At 69.9% G+C, this 967-nt stretch carries 2 protein-coding genes; both read right to left on the bottom strand.

All coding sequences use genetic code 11. The annotated features are described in order from the left end of the window. Positions 1-443, bottom strand: a 443-nt coding sequence (locus LG395_RS40890) for a CE1759 family FMN reductase (RefSeq protein ID WP_372463534.1), incomplete at its 3' end; no start/stop codon positions are given. A gap of 8 nt (positions 444-451) precedes the next feature. After that, the coding region (locus tag LG395_RS40885; protein WP_225814656.1) for an LLM class oxidoreductase at positions 452-967 on the bottom strand (516 nt) is incomplete at its 5' end.

Genomic DNA, 967 nt, shown 5'->3' with positions numbered 1-967 from the left:
CCCCAGTCCTCGGAGGCGGCGTAGACGCCGGTGGGGACGACGACGGCGTGGAGGTAGGCGAACAGGGGGCGCAGGGCGTGTTCCAGTACCAGGGAGTGCCGTCCGGTCCCGCCGGTCGCGCCGATCAGGACCGGCTTGCCGGTCAGCGCGTCCTTGTCGAGGACGTCGAAGAAGGACTTGAACAGTCCGCTGTAGGAGGCGCTGAAGACCGGTGTGACCACGATCAGCCCGTCGGCCCGGGTCACCGCGTCCTGCGCGGCGGCGAGGGCCTTGCCGGCGAAGCCGTTGGTGAAGTTGTGCGCGATCTCCACGGCGAGGTCGCGCAGCTCGACCACCTCGATGTCCACCGGCGTGGCGCGGTGGACCGCGGCGGCGAGCCGGTCGGCGAGCAGCCGGGTGGAGGAGGGCACGCTCAGCCCCGCCGACACCACGACCACCTTCATACGCTCGGTCATACCCCGCTCTCCTCCTTCTCCTGTCCGGTCCGGCTGTCCTGGCCGGTCCGGGTGTCCTGTGCGGTCCGGGTGTTCTGTGCGGCCAGCAGCGACTGGTGGGTCGGCGCCTCGGGCACGTCCTGGCCGCGTCCCTTGGCGAACTCCTCGCGCAGTACCGGCACGACCTGTTCGCCGAGGATGTCGAGCTGTTCCAGCACGGTCTTCAGCGGCAGGCCGGCGTGGTCCATCAAGAACAGCTGGCGCTGGTAGTCACCGGCGTACTCGCGGAAGGACAGCGTCTTGTCGATCACCTGCTGCGGCGAGCCCACCGTCAGCGGGGTCTGCTCGCTGAAGTCCTCCAGCGAGGGCCCGTGGCCGTAGACGGGCGCGTTGTCGAAGTAGGGCCGGAACTCGCGCACCGCGTCCTGGGAGTTCTTGCGCATGAACACCTGCCCGCCCAGTCCGACGATGGCCTGCTCGGGGGTGCCGTGCCCGTAGTGGGCGTAGCGGGCGCGGTAGAACTCCACCATCCG

The sequence above is a fragment of the Streptomyces spinosus genome (assembly GCF_020400655.1).
GTDB classification, from domain to species: Bacteria; Actinomycetota; Actinomycetes; order Streptomycetales; family Streptomycetaceae; genus Streptomyces; species Streptomyces argyrophylli.
Note: the sequence above shows the minus strand (reverse complement) of the source record. Positions and strands in the feature narration are given on the sequence as shown.